Source organism: Gemella haemolysans ATCC 10379 (assembly GCF_000173915.1).
Lineage (GTDB): Bacteria > Bacillota > Bacilli > Staphylococcales > Gemellaceae > Gemella > Gemella haemolysans.
In genome coordinates this window covers 30,756-48,958 of sequence record NZ_ACDZ02000004.1, presented here as the reverse complement: position 1 = coordinate 48,958, position 18,203 = coordinate 30,756, and the positions used below count along the sequence as shown (strand labels likewise).

The 18,203-nt window shown below is 29.4% G+C and carries 15 protein-coding genes; 6 read left to right on the top strand and 9 right to left on the bottom strand.

The features are described from left to right. Positions 1–3 precede the first annotated feature (3 nt). Complete coding sequence (locus tag GEMHA0001_RS00550; protein ID WP_004263238.1) at positions 4–1,845, top strand: bifunctional homocysteine S-methyltransferase/methylenetetrahydrofolate reductase; 1,842 nt, start codon at positions 4–6, stop codon at positions 1,843–1,845. A gap of 109 nt (positions 1,846–1,954) precedes the next feature. Here the strand turns inward: GEMHA0001_RS00550 and GEMHA0001_RS00545 are convergent, their stop codons facing one another. The 6 genes from GEMHA0001_RS00545 to GEMHA0001_RS00520 form a co-directional block, all read right to left on the bottom strand. After that, positions 1,955–2,308, bottom strand: coding sequence for a YlbF family regulator (locus tag GEMHA0001_RS00545; RefSeq protein ID WP_004392847.1), 354 nt, complete (start codon positions 2,306–2,308; stop codon positions 1,955–1,957). A gap of 475 nt (positions 2,309–2,783) precedes the next feature. Next, entirely contained in the window at positions 2,784–4,808 is a 2,025-nt protein-coding gene (locus GEMHA0001_RS00540) for a glycosyltransferase family protein (protein ID WP_004392849.1), read from the bottom strand. 2 nt (positions 4,809–4,810) lie between these two features. After that, entirely contained in the window at positions 4,811–5,812 is a 1,002-nt protein-coding gene (locus tag GEMHA0001_RS00535) for a glycosyltransferase family A protein (RefSeq protein WP_004392808.1), read from the bottom strand. Positions 5,813–5,975: 163 nt separating this feature from the next. Beyond that, the gene (locus tag GEMHA0001_RS00530; RefSeq protein ID WP_004392834.1) at positions 5,976–8,126 is read right to left on the bottom strand and encodes a YhgE/Pip domain-containing protein; all 2,151 of its coding nucleotides are present in this window, start codon (positions 8,124–8,126) and stop codon (positions 5,976–5,978) included. Positions 8,127–8,251: 125 nt separating this feature from the next. Beyond that, the gene (gene nrdG, locus GEMHA0001_RS00525; protein WP_004392824.1) at positions 8,252–8,899 is read right to left on the bottom strand and encodes an anaerobic ribonucleoside-triphosphate reductase activating protein; all 648 of its coding nucleotides are present in this window, start codon (positions 8,897–8,899) and stop codon (positions 8,252–8,254) included. Positions 8,900–9,269: 370 nt separating this feature from the next. After that, the gene (locus GEMHA0001_RS00520) at positions 9,270–10,886 is read right to left on the bottom strand and encodes an ATP-binding cassette domain-containing protein (protein WP_004392817.1); all 1,617 of its coding nucleotides are present in this window, start codon (positions 10,884–10,886) and stop codon (positions 9,270–9,272) included. A 375-nt stretch (positions 10,887–11,261) separates the two neighbouring features. Between GEMHA0001_RS00520 and pcp the strand changes: the two genes are divergently transcribed. The 3 genes from pcp to GEMHA0001_RS00505 all read left to right on the top strand — a co-directional run bounded on the left by pcp (position 11,262) and on the right by GEMHA0001_RS00505 (position 13,878). Further along, positions 11,262–11,909, top strand: coding sequence for a pyroglutamyl-peptidase I (gene pcp / locus GEMHA0001_RS00515; RefSeq protein WP_004392807.1), 648 nt, complete (start codon positions 11,262–11,264; stop codon positions 11,907–11,909). A 172-nt stretch (positions 11,910–12,081) separates the two neighbouring features. Next, entirely contained in the window at positions 12,082–12,486 is a 405-nt protein-coding gene (locus tag GEMHA0001_RS00510; RefSeq protein ID WP_004263184.1) for a MarR family winged helix-turn-helix transcriptional regulator, read from the top strand. A gap of 12 nt (positions 12,487–12,498) precedes the next feature. Then, on the top strand, positions 12,499–13,878 hold the full coding sequence (locus GEMHA0001_RS00505) for an MATE family efflux transporter (protein WP_004263193.1): 1,380 nt from the start codon (positions 12,499–12,501) through the stop codon (positions 13,876–13,878). A gap of 55 nt (positions 13,879–13,933) precedes the next feature. Here GEMHA0001_RS00505 and srtB read toward each other — a convergent pair whose 3' ends face one another. The 3 genes from srtB to lplA all read right to left on the bottom strand — a co-directional run bounded on the left by srtB (position 13,934) and on the right by lplA (position 16,172). Continuing rightward, positions 13,934–14,734 carry a class B sortase, LPKTxAVK-specific gene (gene srtB / locus GEMHA0001_RS00500; protein WP_004392774.1) on the bottom strand — a complete coding sequence of 267 codons (801 nt, stop codon included), beginning with the start codon at positions 14,732–14,734 and terminating at the stop codon, positions 13,934–13,936. Between the two features lie 100 nt (positions 14,735–14,834). Further along, positions 14,835–15,158 carry a YbjQ family protein gene (locus tag GEMHA0001_RS00495; RefSeq protein ID WP_004392840.1) on the bottom strand — a complete coding sequence of 108 codons (324 nt, stop codon included), beginning with the start codon at positions 15,156–15,158 and terminating at the stop codon, positions 14,835–14,837. Positions 15,159–15,182: 24 nt separating this feature from the next. After that, positions 15,183–16,172, bottom strand: a complete 990-nt coding sequence (gene lplA / locus GEMHA0001_RS00490; protein WP_004392810.1) for a lipoate--protein ligase — start codon at positions 16,170–16,172, stop codon at positions 15,183–15,185. Positions 16,173–16,349: 177 nt separating this feature from the next. Here lplA and trpS point away from each other — a divergent pair, with 177 nt between their 5' ends. Together trpS and GEMHA0001_RS00480 are read left to right on the top strand one after the other, a co-directional pair. Further along, positions 16,350–17,366: a tryptophan--tRNA ligase gene (trpS, locus tag GEMHA0001_RS00485; protein ID WP_004392762.1), complete on the top strand. Its 1,017-nt coding sequence runs from the start codon at positions 16,350–16,352 to the stop codon at positions 17,364–17,366. Between the two features lie 71 nt (positions 17,367–17,437). Further along, positions 17,438–18,184 carry a DNA/RNA non-specific endonuclease gene (locus GEMHA0001_RS00480; RefSeq protein ID WP_004263231.1) on the top strand — a complete coding sequence of 249 codons (747 nt, stop codon included), beginning with the start codon at positions 17,438–17,440 and terminating at the stop codon, positions 18,182–18,184. The last annotated feature ends 19 nt before the right edge of the window (positions 18,185–18,203 follow it).

Genomic DNA, 18,203 nt, shown 5'->3' with positions numbered 1-18,203 from the left:
CATATGAGAAACTTACTAGAGAGATTAGAACAAAATGTACTCGTAGCTGATGGAGCTATGGGTACAGCTCTCTATAGTAATGGATTGGAAAGTTGTCATGAATATAATAATATCTCTAATCCGGATTCTGTAGAGAAAATTCATAAGGCTTATATCGAAGCTGGAGCAGATATAATTCAAACAAATACTTATGCTGCAAAAAAATGTCAGCTAAAAACTTATGGTTATGAAGACAAGTTTGAAGAAATTAATATTCGCGCTGCTGAAATAGCTCGTAAAGCTGCTGGAGAAAACACTTTTGTTTTCGGTACTATTGGAGCTATTAGAGGACTTCGTGAATGTGAACTATCATTAGAAACAATTGTCAATGAAACAATCGATCAAGTTAAAGTATTATTATCAACAAATAAAGTTGATGCATTACTCTTTGAAACTTACTATGATCAAGAAGAAATTCGTGCTGTATTAACTGAAGCTAGAAAATTAACTGACTTACCTATTATTACTAATATTTCATTATTAGAAGCAGGTATAACTCAAAATGGGGAAAAAGTAACTGATGCTCTAAGTACCCTTGTTAACTTAGGTGCTGATATCGTTGGTTTAAACTGCCATCTTGGTCCTTATCATATGATAAAAAGTTTAAAACAAGTTCCATTATTTGCACAAAGCTACCTGTCAGCTTATCCTAATGCCAGCTTATTACAGTTAACACAAACTATTAATGGTAATGAATACCGTTTTAGAAAAAATTCAGCTTACTTCGAACAAAGTGCTAAGTTACTTGTAGAAGAAGGTGTAAGATTAATAGGCGGTTGCTGTGGAACTACTCCTGAGCATATTCGTGCTATTAAAAAAGGAATTAAAGATCTTAAACCTGTTAAAAGAAAAATTATCACACCTTTACCGGCCGAGGAAGAGCTTGTAAGGGTTGCTCATAACGAACCAACAATTGTTGATAAAGTGAAAAAACAAGTAACAATAATAGCTGAACTAGATCCACCTAAACATTTAAATGTAGATAAATTTATAGAAGGTGCAAAAGCGATAGATAAAAAGAATATCGAAGCTATAACTTTAGCAGATAATTCTTTAGCTAGCACTCGAATTTGTAATTTAGCTGCTGCTACGTTACTTAAAGAGCACATTTCTACCCCTACACTTCTACATTTAACATGTCGTGATCACAATCTTATCGGATTACAATCTCGCTTAATGGGATTTGATCTTCTTGGAATTAATAATGTCCTTGCTCTTACTGGAGATCCAAGTAAACTTGGTGACTTCCCTGGAGCAACTAGTGTCTATGATATGACTAGTCTTAAATTAATTCCTTTCATTAAACAACTTAATGAAGGACTTGGATATAATGGAGCTTCTCTGAAAAAGACTACAAACTTCACAGTTGCTGCTGCTTATAATCCAAATGTTCGCGACTTAAGTAAAACAAAACGTCTAGTTGAGAAGAAAATTAAAGCAGGTACCGATTACTTTATTACACAACCTGTCTTTGAAGCTGAAAAAATTGAGCAATTAGCAGAATTTGCTGCTGATTATCCAGATACTCCATTCTTCGTTGGTATAATGCCAATTACAAGCTACAACAATGCTGTATTCCTACACAATGAGGTACCTGGTATCAAGTTATCAGAAGAATTCTTAGCAAAACTAGAAGAAGTAAAAGATGACAAAGAACTTTGTCAAAAAATTGCTTTAGAAGAAAGTAAAAAGTTACTTGATGTTGCTTTAAAACACTTCAAAGGAATTTACCTAATAACACCATTCTTTAGATATGATCTTACATTAGAATTAATAGATTATGTTGAAGAAAATAAAGATAAATAAAAGTTAAATGTATATATAGAAATCACCTAGAAAATTAATTTCCTAGGTGATTTTTAAATAGTAACACGAAGTATCAGAAAATATCTAATACTTCGTGTTAAATCTTATTCTATTTGTTTCCGTATTTTTCGAAAAGTTCATCTAGAGGTTTGTACATTACTTTGTTTAAGTCTTCAATTAAAAATTGTAGTTTTTGTTGAGTTTGTACAAACTCTAAGAATTTAGCATTTTCTAATAATTTTTGTTGAATTTCTTCAAATACTGATAATTCTTCTTCTGTAGGTTCATTTCCTGCTTGAGCAGACTCCATTAAATCTTTTTGTTTAGATACGAATTCTGTATATAAAGCATTAGCTTCTTCATCTGCGTATAATTCTTCAGATGCAGCTAATGATGCTTTATACTCATCAGATTCTCTTAATGCTCTTTCAAATTCATTTGCTTTATCATAAATATTTACCATAATTATTTGCTCCTTTTATGTTGTATTCTAATTATAACATAGTTTTACCTTCTTTGACAATAAATCGTTTGCAAATTAGAACTATGCTATGTTATTTGGAGAAAGAGAGTGATTCAAAAATTAAAATTTTTGAGAAGTCGATTTTGTCGAATTACTCTCATATTTATATTATATATTCCCTACTTTATGTTAACCTTATACTATAGCTAAACTTAAATTAAAATCCACCCTTATTCTTAAATATGAAGAAAGGGAGTGACTCAAAAATTGTGATTTTGGAGAAATCGATTTTGTCGAGTCACCCCCACACAGTTTATTAGATATCTAAAAAGCTTTTATAAAGCGAATTTAGATATCAATAAACCACTGTGTCTATGAGTTCTCATATGAACTTTGTTAAATTTTAGGACCTTTTTTGGTCAGCACTCATATTATTCTGATTCAAAATTACAAAACTTCTTTGTCCACTATTTCATTAATACCACCAAAGTTTTTGGTATCTATGTCCTATTTGTAATGATAAATCTTTTTTATTTTGATCAGCACCGTTAATATATAATTTACCAGCTTCATACATATCAATCATTTCATTTGGTACACTAGAAATTACTATGCTTCCATTATTATCACTTTCTACTTGTGAGAATTTCACACTGTAGTCTCCTGCCGGAAGATCATTGAAATACCAACGAAGAGTATATGTTTGTAGTGGTACTTCCCAATACAATTCACGATAAATAAATTCATGTTCTCTTACAACTTTATTATCTTTTTTATCTATTATCTCTACTTTATACTTCGAATTATTTTTCTCATCATATGAAGAAATATATCCTCGAACATAATTAAAGCTGCGATTAGCTTTAAATGTTTGTTCTACCTCTGTATCTTTATTCACCCTAACTATTCCATCTCTTAAATAATTATCCGTTGCATAAATACTAATACCATTTATTACACGTGAATCATAGTCTAAGTTCATCGAATAAGATGGTCTTAAGAAACTATCACTTCCTACTTGAAGAGCAAATACTACTCCAAAAGCAATATAAAGTTTTTTCTTGTACTTATCAAATATGATTGTCTCATATCTTTCAGCAAATAGTATTATACCTTTTGCTCCTAAAATAAAAATTATCGGCATCCATGCATAAACATATCTTGGTTTAGCTTCCCAGATTAAATGGAACGTAAATACCCCGAAGATGATAATTTGGAATAAGAAGCATGAAGTAATATACTCTTTTCTGCGTTTATAGATGTAATATACCATACCAAAGATAATCACGACATACATCATTTGAGAAAGATATATGAAGAAACTATTATTACTTCCATAGAAAAGTTGCCATAAGAAGCCATCACCATCTCTTAGTGCACGTGTACCATTCGTATAGTTAATAGTACCATCACTCCAATTACCTCTTATTTTAAGAACTATCATGAGTAAATTAAGGAAAAACGGTCTATGAGTCACCCTATTAAAGAATAAACCTAGATCATCTGTCATCTTGTTTTGACTAAGATAAGTAAATTGGAAATCCTGCCAGTTATAACTACCACCTTGAATACTCATTCCCATCATTACCCAGTGCAACATTGGAAACTTATAGCCATCATCTTTCCAAAATCCATAGTGTGCCCACAGCATATCGAATCCTTTTCCAAAGAATACAAATGCAATTCCAAAGGTCACTAATAATAGAACTAAATTTTTATACCATTTAAAAAATAGTAAGTAAACTATTAACGCTGGTAAAATAATAATTATATTAGATCTTAAGTTCCATGCAAATGCAACTAAAATAGCTACTGCTAAAATATGTTTTGTTCTAAAGATAAAACTTCCATCTGAAGGTATAAGAACATATATTATTAGAGCAACCATAATTACCATTAATGTATCAGAGTAATAAAATAAACTATACATTTGGAAAGGAATGTATAATATCATTAATCCTAAAATTATCGTTTGCTTTTGCTTTGTAAGTAATTTTCCAGCAGTCTTATATGTTAAAAATATTGTCGCCGTTGTTACCAAGAAACAGAATATATGTAATGTCCACACTTCTGATATATGTAGAAATGCAGCTATACGATATATCCAATATAGAATAATTGTCGGTGTAATATTATTCGGATAAACTAAAAAATATCTTTCACCAGAGAATTTTCCATAGTTTAGCATGTAGTGTGCTTCGTTTTCTATCTCTGCACCATCTGAAAAGTTTAGTGTATCCATAGATAAAATAATCGCCTGAAATACTAAATATACTAGCACAATAATTCGATTATATTTTTTTAATCCAACTTCATCTGTTGCTAACACTTTTTTTACTGCATAAATAAACAGTATGAAAACCACTGGAACTCCTAACAGAAGTGCCAACGGATTTAATATTCTTTCATACACAAATGGTGCTACATATGCCCAAGTTAAAGCTATTGTAAACAAGGCTATGAACGCATACGAAAACACATTATGTAATATTCGCCTCATAATTATCTCCTATCCTTTCTGTTAAGATGATTTGCAAACATTATCGGAGACATTGCTATCATCGTTTTATTTACGAATGTGTCACTATCAAAATAGTTTTTTCTTGATTTTATTAGCTCTAAAATCTCTATTTCCTCGGACATATTTTCATGCATTCTAAGTACATCAAAAAGTAAATATCCACAAAGTAAATTTAAACTCTCCTCATATTTTTTATTTTGTTTAAATTCTTCAATCTTATTAAATGCAATCATTATTCTTCTTGTTGAAGCTTCAATCATTGCATTATTTCTTACAGATTTACTTTCTTGTAAATCTTTATAACCTACTTTTGCTACTTGACTTACTTTACCTGCAACATCAAAGACACGTAATTTGAAGTATAAATTCTCTAAAGCTAACATATCTTCTTGGAATCTTAAATTATAAACATCTAAGAATTTTTTCTTAAAAATACAAGAAGTAACATTATAATTCAAATCACTTTTTAATTTCTTAATTTCTTCTATAAGGTAATCTTGCCCTGATGATATAGTCTCATTTAATATACTTGGATAACCATTTCTTGTTAATATTGCTATATCAAGATTTTTCTGCGATACTTCATTAAATAATAATTCCAAATAATTAGATTTTAATTTTGAGCTTTCTTCAACAAAAACTACATATTCCCCCTTAGAAAAATCTAATGCACAGTTTTTTGCTGAAGAGTTAGAACCTAGTTGTTTTTTTATGTAGTTAATTTTATTATTATCTAATGCAACTACCGCTTCTTCAATCTCTGATCCAGAAAGATCATCAACTACTATTATTTCAAATTCTTGAAAACTTTGATTATATAAATCCTTAATAATACTTTCCAGTCTTCCTACATTTCTGTAAGCAGCTAAGATTACAGTGATTTTAGTCTTATTAGTTGTTTTTATTTTTTTCGTTAATATTTCATTTCCCAAAAGCATTGTATCTAAGAAAATGTCTTTGGTTCTATCTAATGTTTTAACCATAATTTATCCTCTATATTTTAAGGTTTTATCATTTTATTATATCATAAATACTAAGTTTTTTCATTTAGTATGAGAAAACAAACAAAAGAAGTGACTCAAAAGTTTTGACTGCATTAAATCAATTCTTTTGAATCACTTTATTAAAATTTTTAAAATATAAATCTTATAAGAATAACTTAGAACGTTCTCTTTCTCTACTCAGTTTAGCAGAACGTGCTTTTAAACTAACTAGAATTGCTCCTCCTACAAGAACGACAATTAGATAGATAAATAATATCTTAATATCACGTTCTACAGCTGGAATATATACACCACCTACCGCTTCACGTAGTAAACCTATAGAATATGTAAATGGTACTTTAGGATATAAAGCTTGGAAAAATTCTGATGTCATTTGAATTGGGAATGTTCCTCCTGAACTTCCTAATTGTAATACTAATAATACTATACAAACAGCTTTCCCTACATTTCCTAAAATACACACTATAGTATAGATAATTGAAGAAAATAGAAGGGAAATCAGTAATGCATATAATACAAATCTATATGGTGAGGTTGCCTGTGTTCCTAGCACATACATATCCCCTAGTGTAATTATTAATGTTTGGAATAACGATATAATTACAAATAGTAGCCCTCTACCAAAATATTTTTGATATGGTTTATATTTTTTCTCTTCATCTTCTACTTTAGTAGTTAATAACGAAGACATTAGTAATGAACCAACCCAAATAGAAAGAACTGTATAAAATGGTGTCATCGCTGAACCGTAGTTTTCTATATGATAAAGTTTATTCTCTTGAAGTTTAACAGGATTTGCGAAAAACTCTGCCTGTTGTTTATAGTCAACCTTCAATAAATTAAACAGTTGATTTTTATTTATCCCACTGTCAGCTTTTTTAATTTCATCTGTTAGTTTTTGGATTTTACTCTTCGCAGATGGCATTTGGGCCTGTAATGATAATAGTTTTCCATAAGCATTACTAATTTTCACCTCAGTTTCTGATAATTTTCTTTCTACTGCAGGTAGCTCTCCTTGTGCCCCAGCAATTATGCCACTCACCTTATCAATATTAACCTCTGCCTTACTAAGAACTTGAGAGATCAAAGGTGCAACTTCTACATTTAATTTTGAATTCATATTTGAAGAAACTTCATTAATTCTAGCAGATTTATTTACGAATTCCTCTTTTACAGTGTCTGCTATTTCATCATAATGATCCATTTTATTGTAAATATTATTATTTACTTCTTTTATCGTTGTAATATCATTCAATAAAGTTGTTACTCTTTCAAGTTGATTATTAAATAATCTCTCATTTGATAATCTATTAAAATACTCAAAAATATTCTTTACTAGTTGTAATCTTTCCGTACTAGCTTGTAATCTGCTATCTAAAGCTTTCTGTCTCGCCTTTATTTCTTCTGTTTTATCTGGTTTCTGTTGTAACTCCTTTGCTATAACATTAGCTTCTTTAGATACTTCCTCTACAACATTAAGATGATTATTAATAATAGGTAATAATCTTTCATTGAATCCCTGTATATTATTAATAGTAATTCCAGCCTTATCAGCAATCATAATACTATTTGTAGCTACTCTATCTATTTCTGGAAGTGTATTTTGAACATTGTTTAAAATATTATACCCATATTCCACTTTTCCAATTAATTCACTTAAAGTACTTTCATATGTAGAAAAGTTATCATTTAATTTAAAGATTTCTTCTTTTGCTTTTTCAATTGATGGAAGATTTTCTTCAAATTTTATCCCCGCTTCATGCAGTCTTTCAAAAATTATACCATTAGCTGTTTCTACAAAATTTTTACTAATATTATTAGCTATTGCAGAAGCACCACTGTTTGTTATTTTTGGACTAATCGCATTAATTTTTTCATTAACCGTATACTCTATAGTGGCTCTCTTAGGTTCTGTTCTACTAACCGATGTCATATCTTGACTAAAATTTTTCGGTACAACAATACTCGCATAATAGTCCCCTATTCTTACTCCATCCTCAGCTTGTTGTTTATTAGAGACAAACTGCCAGTCAAGATTTTTATTATTTTTCAATCCTTCAACTAAACTATTACCTAAGTTTAACTCTTTTCCATCAACAGTAGCTCCCTCATCTTCTGATGTTACAGCAACTTTTATATTGTTAGTATGTCCATACGGATCCCATGAGGATAGTATATTCGGCCATGCATACATTGATGGTAAAAATATTAACCCTACTATGATTATCCACGTATTAGTTTTTCTAAATACTTCTTTTATATCCTTTCGAAAAATCTCTATAATATTTTTCAATTTTTAATCTCCTCTCTATAAATTAATTTACAAAACAATTAGAGATATAATAAATCCATAATTGTTAACATAATTATTATATCACGAAAAATATTCTATTAAAAGTAATTCCATTGCAAGTATTACTATTCTAAATATAATACTACATTATCTTTACTCGAATTTTTTAAATCTATAATTCTTTGATTACTACTTCCTCTAAATCTAAGGCTTAAATCTTTTAGAAAAATCATAAATGGTCCATCTACCAAGACATCACACAAGCTTAATAATTCTTTTTTGTCCTCACTACCATTTTGGAGTTGTTCATATGTATAACCACTATATACCCAGATATCTTTTGTTGAACCGAATTCATCTCTTACTCTTTTCGCTAACGTTCTAGCTACCTGAGTATTAAGGAACGGCTCTCCTCCAAGAATCGTTAGTCCTTGCACATAAGAATTACTTAAATCCTGGATTATTTGATCTTCTATTTCTTTCGTGTATAATTGACCTGCATTAAAGTTTTGAATACTTTCGTTAAAGCATTCTTTACAAGCGAATAAACAGCCACTTAAATATATTGAACACCTTACTCCCTCTCCATCAACGAATTGAAACGGTTTATAATCAGCATATTTTTTCTTAGAATAAGCTTCAGCTAGCCAAGTGTCATTAGCCTCTTTAAATGTTTTCATCATACATTTATTATTAGTGGTTTTCTTAGTAGCACTATACTCTGAATTATCTATCGTACTAATAATAGTTCTTAATTTTTCTTCTCTTGACATAATCCTCACCCCTTATATTCATATAATATCACTTTTAAAAATGAATTACAATTTATCCTATAAAGAGATCCTCAAAAATCTTTATTTTTGAGAATCGATTTTATTGAGTAACAATAACACAGTTTGTTAAATACATAAAAAGTTTTTATAAATCGTAATTAGATATCAATAAAGTACTATATCTAAGATTCTCATATAAACTTTCTAAAATTTGAAACTTTTGATTCAGCACCTTCAAAATATATCTTATATGAAACAACAAAGAAAGACTTAGGAAAATTAATTTTTATAAAATCAAAATCCTAAGTCACTAATATCTAACTCGATGTATAAGTATTACTTATCTGCGATAATATTTATAATGTTACTCTTATTTAATTTCTATGATATCTGTAGCAAATTTATCAAATTCCTTACTATGAGTTATTATTAAACTTGTAATATTGTGTTCTTTTAAGTAGTTAAAAATATTTTCTACTATTAATTCACTCAAATTGGTATTCATAGCACTTGTCGGTTCATCCAAAATAATAAACTCAGGTCTTCTTATTAATATTCTAGCCAACTCTAATCTTTGCTTTTCTCCACCACTTAAGTTTTTTCCGTTTTCTTTCAATAAATAATTATATCCTAATTTATCAATCAATTCTTGCAGGTGTAATAATCTAACTATCTCATCAAGTCTATCCTCGTATGAATCACCTAAGAGAAGATTGTCTCTTATTGTAGCTTCATATATGTATGGTTCTTGACTTACTTTCAAAAATTCTCCTAAAACTTGAATATTATTCTTATATATATCTTTTTCATTGATTAAGACTTCCCCATCTAACTTATATGCACCCTCTTGCAAGTTTCTTAATATAAGATTAGATACCGTCGTCTTTCCTACTCCACTTCGTCCTTTTAGAACTAGAAAATCACCCTTATTTATGTTTAATCTAAAATCAGATAAAATCAGATTGTCTTTAAAATAAAAACTAGCTATATTCACATTTACACTATTAAATTTACTTATTTTTAATACTTCTTTCTCTTCATTGCTTTTATTATTAAAAGTCTTAGACAACTCACTTTCTATCTTATAAGCGGTCTGCCTAACAGTTATTTTATCTGATATAGAATTTATAGGTTCATCTAACATTCTAACTGTAGAAAATATTGCAATAGCCGAACCTATGGAAAAATCTTTATATATTATAAAATACACTGAAAGTAATAGAGAAACAATAGGTAGTATAAATGCAACAGTAGCAGATATACCTATATATAATGAAAAATACTTTGCTAAGTCAGTATTGACCTTTATTCTCTTATTTATAATATTTTCTTTAAGATAATCTATAAAGTACTGTTCTTTATTTAATTGCTTTAAATCAAAATAACCTAATATTGACTGAAGTATATATTGATTAGTTTCACCTAATAATTTCTGTTCACTCTTCATACAATTCGAAAGCTTCTTACTTATTTGTTTTATAATAAAAAAACATACAAGTATTACAGAAAATAATATAAGTGTTATCGAAACATTATACCTACACATAAACATCAATATAGAAAACAAAATAAAAGACTGCGTTACTAAAATAACTTTACCTTGAGAATACCAATCTGATATCTTTATACTATCTGACGTTAACTTAGATAATATTTCACCGCTTTTTGCTTCTTTAAAATCATTATATTCACTTTTTAAAAACTTATCATAAAAATACTCTAAAACAGAAAAATTTCCAAGAAAGAAAAGTTTTCTTAAAAAATATTGAGAAAGAAATAACAATAAAAAATAAAATACTAATACTACTATCAAGTATTTAACAAAATGATAAACTCTCTCAAAATCTTTTGATATCAAACTATCCAAGATAACTTGAATAATAAAAATTGATGTTAAATTTACTATAGTTCTTAGTAATATAGAAATTATAGTAATAAGTTGAACAATATACAACTTATTATCATAGTATTTTTTTGTACGATCCATAAACTTCTCCTATCCATTTATTACACATTACTTCACGTAGCCTTATTTTATTAGCTAACAATAGAGTAAAACTTATCTTTTTAAAAAATACATCTTAGAGAATAAATAGATTATATCATCTTTTCAGAATAATGTAAATTTAATTATTAAAAATCTGAAAATTAAAACTAGTAAATTTATGATTTTATATCTCTTATTTTATGATTGATTAGAATTTATCTCCTAAAAATATAGAAATACTATTTTCAAATTTTCTAAACTGTTTTATAATTATTATAATTTAAAAATTCATTTAATTGAAAAGTAATAATTACCATGGAATATTATTAAATTAATTATTACAATATATTTTTTATATAAATTACGAGGTGCATTATGAGAGTATTAATAACTGGTTTTGATAAGTTTGGTGGCGAGAGTATTAATCCTTCTAGTTTATGTGTTAATAGCTTACCAGATGTAATAGATAATATAGAAATTAAGAAAATTACCCTACCTACAATCTTTAAAGATAGTTCACAAGTTTTAGAAGAAAACATAAAATCATTTTCTCCTAATATTGTTATATGTGTTGGTCAAGCTGGAGGAAGAAGTAAGATTACACCTGAACGTATCGCTATTAATATTGATGATGCTAGAATCCCAGATAATATTGGAAATAGCCCTATTGATAAAACCATAAGAAAAGATGGTGAAAATGCATATTTTTCTACACTACCAATAAAGGCTATTGTTGATGGATTAAATAAAAATAATATCCCTTCTGCTATTTCTAATACTGCTGGGACTTTTGTTTGCAATCATATTATGTATGAATCTTTATACCTAGCTTCAACAAAATATCCACATATTAAAGCTGGATTTATTCATATTCCATTTATTGAAGAACAAGTTTTAGACAAACCTAATATGCCTTTTATGAAAAAAGAAGATATTATCGTTGCTTTAGAATTAATAATAAAAACTGCTGTGACTTTTTATGATAGGGAAGATACAAAAGTAACAGGTGGTTTAGAACATTAATTAATGCTAACTTTCTACTCAATATAAACAGAGTCAAATTTTCATAAACAGTAAGAAAACACTGAAAAGATAACATGAAACATATTATTTTCAGTGTTTTCTTTTTTATGTTGACAAAGTAGTATACTAGGTATATAATATATTAGCTATATTATTTTTAGGTGGTGAAATTATGTTAAAAGATGCGTTAGGCTATAAGATTATTACGCTATTAGAGAACATGAGAAGTTATACTAAACAACCTTTAGCTGAGATAGGCATTACACATGGACATTTCATTACTCTTATTTACGTTTCGGAAAATGAAGGTGTTACCCAAGCTCAACTTGCTAAAATACATAGAAAAGATAGAAATATTGTTGGACGTAATATAGATGCTCTTGAAAAACAAAATTTTGTTATTAGAAAACGTGGAATAAAAGATAGACGTTCTTATACTCTACATTTAACTGAAATAGGTAAAAAAGTTTTATCAACTTACTCTAATCTACTAAACACAGCTGAAAAAGAGGTTCTTAAAAACTTAACTGAAGAAGAAATTTCTACTTTCTTCACACTATTGAATAAAATAACTTAAGGAGGAGATCATATGGAAAAAACACAAAATTTTATAGAAAATCCGCTAGGTACAAAACCTATAAAAAAATTACTTATATCATTTGCTTGGCCAGCTATTACAGCGAATATTATTAATGCGATGTATAGTGTAATTGACCAAATTTTTATCGGTCAAGGTGTTGGCTACTTAGGTAATGCTGCAACAAATGTCGCCTTTCCTCTTACAACTATTTGCTTAGCTATAGGTTTAATGATAGGAATTGGTGCTGCCTCTAACTTTAATCTTGAGTTAGGTCGTGGAAATCCTGAAAAAGCAAAATCTGTAGTTGGTACTGCAGTATCTTCATTATTTATAATTGGTATTATTATCACAATTTTAGTTCATATATTCTTAAAACCTCTTATGTATGCATTTGGATCTACAGACGAAATTTTAGAATATGCAATGACCTTTGCTGGAATTACTTCTTTAGGGATTCCATTCTTACTAATTTCTATTAGTACTAACCCTATTGTTCGTTCAGACAATAGCCCCAAATATTCAATGTTTGCCATTATTTTTGGTGCAGTACTTAATACTATTCTTAATCCAATTTTTATCTTTGGATTTGGTTGGGGAATTGCTGGATCAGCTTGGGCTACAGTTATAAGTCAATTCTTATCTGCTTTGATTCTTGTTTTATATTTTCCAAAATTCAAAAGTGTTAAATTTACTAAGCAAGACTTCATACCTAAGATACCTTTATTAAAAGTCGCTGCAGGATTTGGAATGCCTTCATTTGTTTTCCAAGGTTCTAATATGATAGCTCAAATAGTAACAAACAATTTATTAAATATTCACGGTACTAATTCTGTGTACGGGAATGATATTCCTATAGCTGTAGCTGGAATCGTAGCTAAAATTTATATAATATTTATAGCTATTATTATTGGATTAATTCAAGGAGCTCAACCAATTTTTGGATATAATTACGGAGCTAAAAAGTACGAAAGAGTTCGTACTACAATGAGATATACCATGAAGTATGCAATGATTATCTCAATTACATTCTTCTTAATCTTCGAGATTTTTCCTAAACAAATTATTAGTCTATTTGGTAATGGTAATGAACTTTACTTTGAGTTTGCAGTTAAGTATATGAGATTCTTCTTGTTATTTACATTTATAAACGGTGTTCATATTTCAAGCTCTACTTTCTTCTCTGCAATTGGAAAACCAAAGATTGGTGTTACTATCGCCTTAACTAAGCAAGTTATAGTGCTAATACCAATGTTATTTATTCTTTCACATTTCTTTGGTATCGAAGGAATAATCTATGCTACTCCAGTAACTGACCTTTGTGCAATCTCGGTTTCATTATTCTTCTTAATAAGAGAATTTAGAACTATGCCTAAACAAAATATTATTTAGATAAACTAAAAAGCAATCTAGTGAACTTAATCATTAGATTGCTTTTTGTTATTTATTATCTTGTAGCTACATATTTTAATTCATCTTTATGTTTAGCTAAGAAATCGTTCATTTCGTTGTCTGGAATTTGACGTAGGTACAGGTTAGAACGAATTGTTTCGTCTTCCTCACGGCAAGTAGATAATACTAAGTATTTATCATTTCCTTTAAGCTGAACGCTATCATTTTTAGTTGCTGCATCTTTCTTAACATTTGTTAATTGGTTTAAGAAATCTTCATCATTTTCAAAATCTAAACGGTAGAATGAAGTTGTTTCTGGCACGATTGTTAAGAATGCTGCTTCGTAGTAGTATTTTCTCTCAGGAGTTTCAATAACTACGAATTTGTGTTTATCCATGTATTCTTGTTTATCATAGTAGTTAACATCGTTAAACATACGGTGATCTCCAACTTTACTTCCACGAGCGTGACCGAATAACCAAGTTAATCTATCATGGAAGTCTTTTTTGTTATCCATATCCATGAATACAGTTCCAAGGTATGGAACATGCCCACCTTCAAAAGTTTTATCTAAATACGTTTCGTTGTCATTAGTTTGAACTACTGGTTCATCTAACTGTGTACCTGGAGCATAAACATAAGCTACAGTTTCATTATTTGTCTTAGATAATTCTGAAAAACGTTTTGATAAATAATCTTTCTCTTCTTTACTTACTGTATAAGTTGCTTTTGATGATGTATTAGAACTTGTTCCTTTATCATCACTACATCCAGCTACGAATACAGCAGATATTACTAAAGCAATTGCTAAAAGTAAAATAGAGAAAATCTTTTTAAAGTTAAATACTTTTTTCATTAATATTTTTCCTCTCTATTTGAAATTTTAATTACTGTTTAACATTATACAATATCTCAATAAATATTGCTATTATTTTTATTTTATAATTTATATAAGTTTATCTTACTACTACAGCTGTTCCTGTAACTGTAACTAAAAGCATATTGTTACCGTCGCCTCCTAGAGGATCAAAATCAATTCTAACTCCGATAATAGCATTAGCACCCATTTCAGCTGCACGAGCTTCTAACTCTTTTAAAACTTCAGCTCTTGCTTTTATAATTTCGTCTTCGTAGCCTTGGACTCTTCCACCAAAAAGGTTTCGAATTCCTGCTCCAATATCTTTGATGACATTAATCCCAGCTACTACTTCACCAGTAGCAAGACCTTTATATTCTACTACTTCCATTCCTGGAACATAATTGGTTGTTGCAATAATCATAATACTTCACTCCAAAATTATTTATTAGTCTACTAATATATCTACTACTTCTTCTAATGTTGCTCCTAAGAAGTATGAATTAATATCAATTTGCTCTAAAACTTTTTGAATATCTTCTTTTTGGTATTTTACACCCACTAATTTTTTAGCAATATCTTCTACATCCATTACTCCGAAGAAGTCTCCGTAGAATTTGATATTAGTAATTACACCTTGTTCTACCATGATGTTAGCTTCGATTTTACCAGTTTTAAGTCTTCTATTACGTTTAATATTGAAATCTGGATTTTTACCATATACCCAATCCCATGAGTTATTTTTTTCTTCTTGAATAGCTAAGATTGCAGCTTCATCTTCTTTAGTTGCAACAAAATCAGTCATTTCGTATTTTTCACTCATATATTTTTTAAGAGCTGCTACGAAATCTTGAACTGTCATGTCCTGGTTTGGAAGGTGATCTTTAATGTTTGTTACACGTGAACGTACTGATTTGATACCTTTTGATTCAATTTTATCTTTAGATACTTTTAATGCATCTGCTAAAACTGATGTATCAACATCAAACATTAAGCAACCATGGTGCATAATACGTCCATTACGTACGTATTGAGCATTACCGCAGAATTTTTGCCCATCAATTTCAAGGTCATTACGTCCTGTAAATTCCGCTTTAACTCCTAATGAGTCTAATGCATCAAGTACTGGTTGTGAGAATGATTTAAAGTCAAATTCTTCACCACTTCTACCATTTGAGATAATTGTGTAGTTTAAGTTGTTTAAATCGTGGTAAACTGCACCACCTCCACTTACACGACGAACGATTTTGATATCTTTATCATCACAGAATTTTTGGTTTACCTCTTCTGTTGTGTTTTGGTTTTTTCCAACAACGATACATGGTGAGTTTATCCATAGCATAAACACATCATCTTTTTCTGCTAGCTCATTAAAAGCATAAAGCTCTAATGCAGTATTGTAGCGTGGATCATTACTTTTTGATTCTATATATATCATATTAATCTCCTTAATAATTAACTATTTCTTTACTCCTTATTATACCATTTTTTACTAATTAAAACACTAAATTTTTATCCGAATTAATATTTTTTATGTTATTTCAAACAAACTTCAGCCAGATTATGGTATAATTATAAGGAATTATTAAAATTATTTTAAAGGAGTTACCCTTTTATGACAAAAATTATTTTAACTGGAGATAGACCAACTGGTAAACTTCACTTAGGACACTATGTTGGTTCTTTAAAAAACCGTATAGCTTTACAAAATGAAGATGATACTGAAGTATTTATTATGATTGCCGATCAACAAGCTCTTACTGATAATGCTGATAACCCTGGAAAAGTTATCGAAAATATTACAGAAGTTGCACTTGATTATCTTGCCGTTGGAATCGATCCTAAAAAAACTACTATTTTTATTCAATCACAAATTCCACAACTTGCAGAACTATACATGTACTACATGAATTTGGTATCAGTTTCTAGACTACACCGTAACCCAACTGTAAAACAGGAAATTAATGACAAAAAATTCGGTGAAAGTATTCCTGCAGGATTCTTTACTTATCCTGTAAGCCAAGCTGCGGATATTACTGCCTTTAAAGCAACGCACGTTCCTGTTGGTGAAGATCAAAAACCAATGCTTGAACAAACACGTGAAATCGTTCGTGATTTTAATAGAACATACAATAAAGAAGTTCTAGTATTGCCTGAGATTGTACTTCCACCAAAAAATCATGCTCGTCTTGTTGGTATTGATGGACAAGGAAAGATGAGTAAAAGTTTAAATAACGGTATTTACTTAGGCGATAGCGAAGAAAACATTAAAGCTAAAATCATGAAAATGTACACTGATCCAAATCATATTAAAATTGAAGATCCAGGCCAAGTTGAAGGAAATGTAGTATTTAAATACTTAGACATTTTCGATACTCGAGTTGATGAAGTTGCAGAACTTAAAGAACACTACTCACGTGGTGGACTTGGTGACATGAAACTAAAACGTCGTTTAAATGATGTAATGCAAGACTACTTACGCCCTATAAGAGAGCGTCGTGAAGAATTTGCAAAAGATAAAGCTGAAGTATACAGAATGCTTAAAGCCGGAAGTGAAAAAGCTGAGAAAGTTGCATCTGCTACTTTAGATGAAGTAAAAGATGCAATGGGAATTAATTACTTCAAAAAATAAATTTTTTATAGGGGAAGAGCTCTACTCTTCCTCTTAGTCGTTTGAATTATTTAAAAAAATAAGGAGGCCCTATGGCAAAAAGAAAAAAACAACAATTATCACTATTTTCAATTATATCAATTGCAATAGTAATTTTAGCATCATTTGCTATTACTTATTACATGAATAAATCATCAAACAAAAATTCAAATACTACCACAACATTCACAAGTGTATCAAAAATTCCTGATGATGTGATAAACTCTCTTACAGCACCCAAAGAAAGTGAAGCAACTGATGATAATAAGTATAAAGTATTAAATAATAATAATCCATACTTCTCTAAAGAAGACTTATCTACGACTTCATTTGAAAACTATAGTCCATTAGATAAGCTTGGGCGTGTCGGACAAGCAAATGGTATCATCGGTGTTGACTTAATGCCTTCAGAAAAACGTGAAGAAATCGCACACGTTCGTCCAAGTGGATGGCAAAGTAACAGAGGAACTCATGTTTACGATAGATCGCATTTAATTGCATTCCAACTAGCTGGAGAAAATGATAATGATAAAAATCTTATGACAGGAACAAGATTTATGAATCTTAATATGATTCCTTTTGAAAATGAAGTTGCTGATTATGTTAAGAAAACTAAAAAACACGTACGTTATCGTGTAACTCCTATTTTTAAAGGGGATGATCTAGTTGCTCAAGGGGTTATCATGGAAGCAATGTCAGTTGAAGATAATGGTAAGAGTGTTAAATACAATGTATTCTTACCAAACTTCCAAAAGGGTGTTACTATCGACTACAAAACAGGTAAATATACTGTGAAATAGAATTTAGACTTCGAACAAA

What these genes read in the sequence shown, in the direction of transcription:
- GEMHA0001_RS00550 (WP_004263238.1), top strand. Translation starts at nt 4, where the DNA reads ATGAGAAACTTACTAGAGAGATTAGAACAAAATGTACTCGTAGCTGAT.
- GEMHA0001_RS00545 (WP_004392847.1), bottom strand. Translation starts at nt 2,308, where the DNA reads ATGGTAAATATTTATGATAAAGCAAATGAATTTGAAAGAGCATTAAGA.
- GEMHA0001_RS00540 (WP_004392849.1), bottom strand. Translation starts at nt 4,808, where the DNA reads ATGAGGCGAATATTACATAATGTGTTTTCGTATGCGTTCATAGCCTTG.
- GEMHA0001_RS00535 (WP_004392808.1), bottom strand. Translation starts at nt 5,812, where the DNA reads ATGGTTAAAACATTAGATAGAACCAAAGACATTTTCTTAGATACAATG.
- nrdG (WP_004392824.1), bottom strand. Translation starts at nt 8,899, where the DNA reads ATGTCAAGAGAAGAAAAATTAAGAACTATTATTAGTACGATAGATAAT.
- GEMHA0001_RS00520 (WP_004392817.1), bottom strand. Translation starts at nt 10,886, where the DNA reads ATGGATCGTACAAAAAAATACTATGATAATAAGTTGTATATTGTTCAA.
- pcp (WP_004392807.1), top strand. Translation starts at nt 11,262, where the DNA reads ATGAGAGTATTAATAACTGGTTTTGATAAGTTTGGTGGCGAGAGTATT.
- GEMHA0001_RS00510 (WP_004263184.1), top strand. Translation starts at nt 12,082, where the DNA reads ATGTTAAAAGATGCGTTAGGCTATAAGATTATTACGCTATTAGAGAAC.
- GEMHA0001_RS00505 (WP_004263193.1), top strand. Translation starts at nt 12,499, where the DNA reads ATGGAAAAAACACAAAATTTTATAGAAAATCCGCTAGGTACAAAACCT.
- srtB (WP_004392774.1), bottom strand. Translation starts at nt 14,734, where the DNA reads ATGAAAAAAGTATTTAACTTTAAAAAGATTTTCTCTATTTTACTTTTA.
- GEMHA0001_RS00495 (WP_004392840.1), bottom strand. Translation starts at nt 15,158, where the DNA reads ATGATTATTGCAACAACCAATTATGTTCCAGGAATGGAAGTAGTAGAA.
- lplA (WP_004392810.1), bottom strand. Translation starts at nt 16,172, where the DNA reads ATGATATATATAGAATCAAAAAGTAATGATCCACGCTACAATACTGCA.
- trpS (WP_004392762.1), top strand. Translation starts at nt 16,350, where the DNA reads ATGACAAAAATTATTTTAACTGGAGATAGACCAACTGGTAAACTTCAC.
- GEMHA0001_RS00480 (WP_004263231.1), top strand. Translation starts at nt 17,438, where the DNA reads ATGGCAAAAAGAAAAAAACAACAATTATCACTATTTTCAATTATATCA.